Source organism: Microcoleus sp. (genome assembly GCF_049646505.1).
In the GTDB taxonomy this organism is placed as follows: domain Bacteria; phylum Cyanobacteriota; class Cyanobacteriia; order Cyanobacteriales; family Microcoleaceae; genus Microcoleus.
Map to the genome: position 1 here is coordinate 1 of NZ_JBARVX010000115.1, position 4399 is coordinate 4399.

Genomic DNA, 4399 nt, shown 5'->3' on the forward strand with positions numbered 1-4399 from the left:
ACCGGTGCTTACGGCACCTTGGGAATCATTTCTCAAGTAACTTTCCGAGTTTATCCATTGCCCGAATCATCGGGAACTGTAATATTGACTGGGGAAACCAATGCTTTAGCCCAAGCTGCTCAAATCTTATTATCCTCTGCCTTGACTCCGACAGCAGTTGATTTTCTGTCGCCGCAGTTAGTAGAAAAACTGAATTTGGGTAAAGGTTCGGGATTAATCGTAAGGTTTCAAAGTATCGCCGAAAGCGTCAAACAACAATCAGCCCGCTTGTTGGAAGTTGGCGAAAAGTTGGGCTTGCAAGGTACTAGCTGCAGCGGTAATGATGAGGATAAATTATGGGAAAGATTGCCAGAAACAATGTGGGATTCTGCCAATAATTCAGCAATTATTTGCAAAATAGGAATCAGACCGTCGGAGGCTGTCAAGGCAATTAACGAATTGCCGGTACGGGACGCTTTGATTCATGCCGGCAGCGGTTTGGGGGTTTTGCGGTTTGAGACTGCGACGGCCGAAACGCTGTTGCAGGTACGCAGGGGGTGCGAAGCTAAAGGCGGTTTTTTGACTGTTTTGGCAGCGCCGACCAATATCAAGCAGGAGTTAGATGTTTGGGGCTATACTGGAAGTGCGATCGATCTAATGCGCCGCATCAAACAAGAGTTTGACCCGGAAAATATTTTTAGTCCAAATCGCTTTCTCAGCGGTATTTAGTTTAAAGTTTGCAGTCAGGAGTTCAGTTTCATTGGTGTCAACTTAACGTCTTATGTAGTACCGATATACTGTTTGACGATTAGGCTCTCGATCCCCCCTAGCCCCCCTTAAGAAGGGGGGGACAGGAAATGCTCAAAGTCCCCCCTTCTTTCCCCCCTTGGGGGGGGTTGGGGGGGGTGGGGATTTAGGGGGATCGAGACTCAGCTAAAAGCAAGAAGAATTATCAAGGGTTTTAGGTGATAGTCACTGCGAACCCAAAAAATTAGGTAATATATGCAAACTTCAGAAACATCTCAAGTTCCCAGCGACGATTTAAGACCAGCTAAAGAAAGCAATTTTTTAGCCCAAAATCCTCACTTGGAAACCCTCGAAATCCCCGGTTTCGACGCTAACAATCCGCCCGATCCCAAATTAATTGATACTTGCGTCCACTGCGGCTTTTGTTTGTCAACTTGTCCGAGTTATCGCGTACTCGGCAAAGAAATGGATTCGCCTAGAGGTCGCATTTATTTAATGGATGCAATTAACGAAGGCGATGCACCTTTAAACGAAGCAACTTCGCAGCATTTTGATACTTGTTTGGGCTGTTTGGCCTGTGTTACAACTTGCCCTTCTGGAGTTGAATACGACAAGCTAATTTCTGCAACTCGCCACCAAGTTACCAGAAACCAAAAACGTACTTTTTCTGACAATGTAATTCGCACTCTGATTTTTAATCTCTTCCCTTATCCTCACAGGTTGCGGCCTTTGCTTGTACCCCTGTTTGTTTATCAAAAATTAGGACTGCCAAAACTAATTCGCAAAACAGGTTTGCTGAAAAAAGTATTTCCTCGCTTGGCGGCGATGGAATCTATTTTGCCGAAGGTAACAGTTGATTCTTTCCGGGATAATTTACCGGAAGTTATTCCCGCACAAGGGGAGAAACGCTATCGAGTCGGGGTGATTTTAGGTTGCGTGCAGAGGTTGTTGTTCTCGCCGGTTAATGAGGCTACGGTGCGTGTTTTGACGGCTAACGGTTGCGAGGTTGTGATTCCGAAAAGTCAGGGATGTTGTGCTGCTTTACCGGAACATCAAGGACAAGCTGAACAGGCGAAATCTTTGGCGCGACAAATGATTGACAGTTTTGAAAATACTAATGTTGATTTTGTCATTATTAATGCTGCGGGCTGCGGTCACACTTTGAAGGAATACGGTCACATTTTAGCTGATGACCCGGAATATCGGGAGAAAGCTGAGAATTTTGCGGCTAATGTTAAGGACGTGCAGGAGTTTTTGGCAAGTGCGGGCATTACGGCGAAACTCAATCCTTTGGTTGAGGGAGATTTGACAATTGTTTATCAGGATGCTTGTCATTTGTTGCACGGACAAAAGATTAGTTTGCAGCCGCGCCAGTTGCTGCAACAAATTCCTGGTGTGAAGCTAAAAGAACCTGTGGATGCTGCTTTGTGTTGCGGTAGCGCGGGGGTTTACAATATGCTTCAGCCGGAAATTGCTGATGAGTTGGGCGTGCAGAAGGTGGAGAATTTGCTGAATACTGGGGCCCAGTTGATTGCTTCTTCTAATCCTGGTTGTTCTTTGCAAATTAAGAAGCATTTGGAGTTGCAGGGGAAGGCTGTTACTTTGATGCACCCGATCGAGCTTTTGGATTATTCTATTCGTGGGGTGAAATTGCAGAGGCGTTAGTTGGCTGGGGCGGGCGGTGTCTGCCCTGTTTTTGATGTTGATTGAGATATTTTTTTGATGAACCGCAGAATTTCGTTGAAAAGTCGTGAAGCGTAGCTATCCCGCGCGTGAATCGCACTTCTCACCCTTCGGAAACAGCTAAAATTAAATCAAATAGTCCCCAATCCCGGACAATAGTTATGGTAACTCAAATCCCAGTCCCAACTCAGCAAGCAGTTATTTACCCCGACAGCGACGGTAAACCAATGGCCAACAATACCGACCAGTTTCGCTGGATTCTAGTCATTGAGCAAAATCTAGAATGGATGTATGCTAATGACGAGAATGTATTTGTAGCGGGCGATTTGTTTTGGTATCCGGTTCAGGGAAGACCGAATATTGTTAATGCCCCGGATGTGATGGTTGTCTTCGGCACACCGAAAAGGAGACGGAGTTCTTATCAGCAATGGAACGAGTCAGGAATTGCACCGCAAGTTGTGTTTGAGATTCTCTCTCCTAGCAATAGCCAGGATGAAATGGAGACGAAATTACTGTTTTACGATCGCCACCAAGTTGAAGAATATTATATTTACAATCCTACTAACAATCAACTCAGAGGTTGGTTGCGCGGAGAAGACGGCTTGGATGCGATCGCATCTATGGAAAACTACGCGAGTCCAAGGTTAGCCATCCGGTTCGATTTATCAGGCGATGAATTGCAAATTTATCGACCTGATGGCACTAGATTTTTCTCCTACGTTGAGATTTGTCAACTGTTAGAACAAGCCGAACAACGGGCAGAACTTGCAGAAACAGCTTTAGAAGAGGAACGGCGGCGATCGCAACTTTTGTCGGAACGGCTGCGAGAAATGGGAATTAACCCAGATGAATTAAGTTAGACAGACTGCGATCCTCTTCGTTGGCTTCGCTAACGGGCGATCGCACTTTTAAATTTTAACAAAAGTGCGATCGGCACAATAAGCTGTCGGACAAATAAACATTGTATGTTCAGGGCGGGCAGGATGCCCAACTCCTACTCCCCACAAAATTTAGATTTTTTTTGACATTCAATTTAAATGCTGCAACAGCTTAACCAATGATATCGTTTCCGGTTGCATCGGAATGATTTAACCGCAGAGAACACAGAGTACACAGAGGGAGAGAATATATATCTGAATCATTCCGATGCTACCGGATTTGATATGACCAATGACCAATGACTAATAACCAATAACCAATAACCAACAACCAACAACCAATAACCAATAACCAATAACCAATAACTATTTTCCCTCTTCCAACCTCAAAAAATGCACTTGTCCCGAAGCTTCCGCCGCCACAATTGTCACCCCATCCGGTGCAATAGCGCAAGCTTTCAAAGCACTATCTCCCCTGAAACTAGCAATTTCTTCTCGACTCAACAAATCCCAAACTTTGAGAGTATTGTCGTCAGAAACAGAAATCACCTTATTTCCCACAGTCGCCACAGATGTTACTGCATCCGCATGACCTGCTAAAGTAAAAACTTCTTTTCTACTTGACAAATTCCAAACTTTCAGGTTGTTTTCACGCCCGCCTGAAATCACCCATTTGCCGTCGGCCGTAACTGCCACAGCATTTACAGAGTTCTCATGACCTTTGAGAGTGAAAAGTTGATTTTTGACTGCTAGATTCCATAAATTGGCCACAATATTATTTTCTTTCCCCAAACTCCAAACTTTCAGAGTTGTGTCGCCGGAAGCAGAAATTACCCATTTGCCGTCGGGAGTAACTGCCACAGCTTTTATCCCGTCAGCATGACCTAAAAATGTAAAAAGTTCCTCTCCTGTTTCTAAACTCCAAACTTTAATATTTTTGTCTTCCGAACCGGAAATCGCCATCGTTCCATCGGCTGTCACTGCCACAGAGTTTACCCAGTCCGCATGACCGGTCAAAGTAAATATTTCCTTTCCGGTTTCTAGATCCCAAACTTTTACGGTTTTGTCGCCGGAACCCGAAACTACTCGCTTGCTATCCGGTGTTATGGCGA

Annotated in this window: 4 protein-coding genes; 3 read left to right on the forward strand and 1 reads right to left on the reverse strand. The window is 44.9% G+C overall.

What is annotated here, in order from left to right:
• The 3 genes from WBA89_RS06820 to WBA89_RS06830 form a co-directional block, all read left to right on the forward strand.
• Nucleotides 1-708 (forward strand): FAD-binding oxidoreductase (locus WBA89_RS06820; RefSeq protein ID WP_424405005.1); only part of this gene is annotated, 708 nt, incomplete at its 5' end.
• 273 nt (nt 709-981) lie between these two features.
• A complete protein-coding gene (locus WBA89_RS06825; RefSeq protein ID WP_424405007.1) occupies nt 982-2391 on the forward strand; it encodes a (Fe-S)-binding protein in 1410 nt (469 codons plus the stop codon).
• A 179-nt stretch (nt 2392-2570) separates the two neighbouring features.
• Nucleotides 2571-3269: a Uma2 family endonuclease gene (locus WBA89_RS06830; protein ID WP_424405009.1), complete on the forward strand. Its 699-nt coding sequence runs from the start codon at nt 2571-2573 to the stop codon at nt 3267-3269.
• A gap of 384 nt (nt 3270-3653) precedes the next feature.
• Here the strand turns inward: WBA89_RS06830 and WBA89_RS06835 are convergent.
• On the reverse strand, nt 3654-4399 hold a 746-nt coding region (locus tag WBA89_RS06835; RefSeq protein WP_424405011.1), incomplete at its 5' end, for a WD40 repeat domain-containing protein.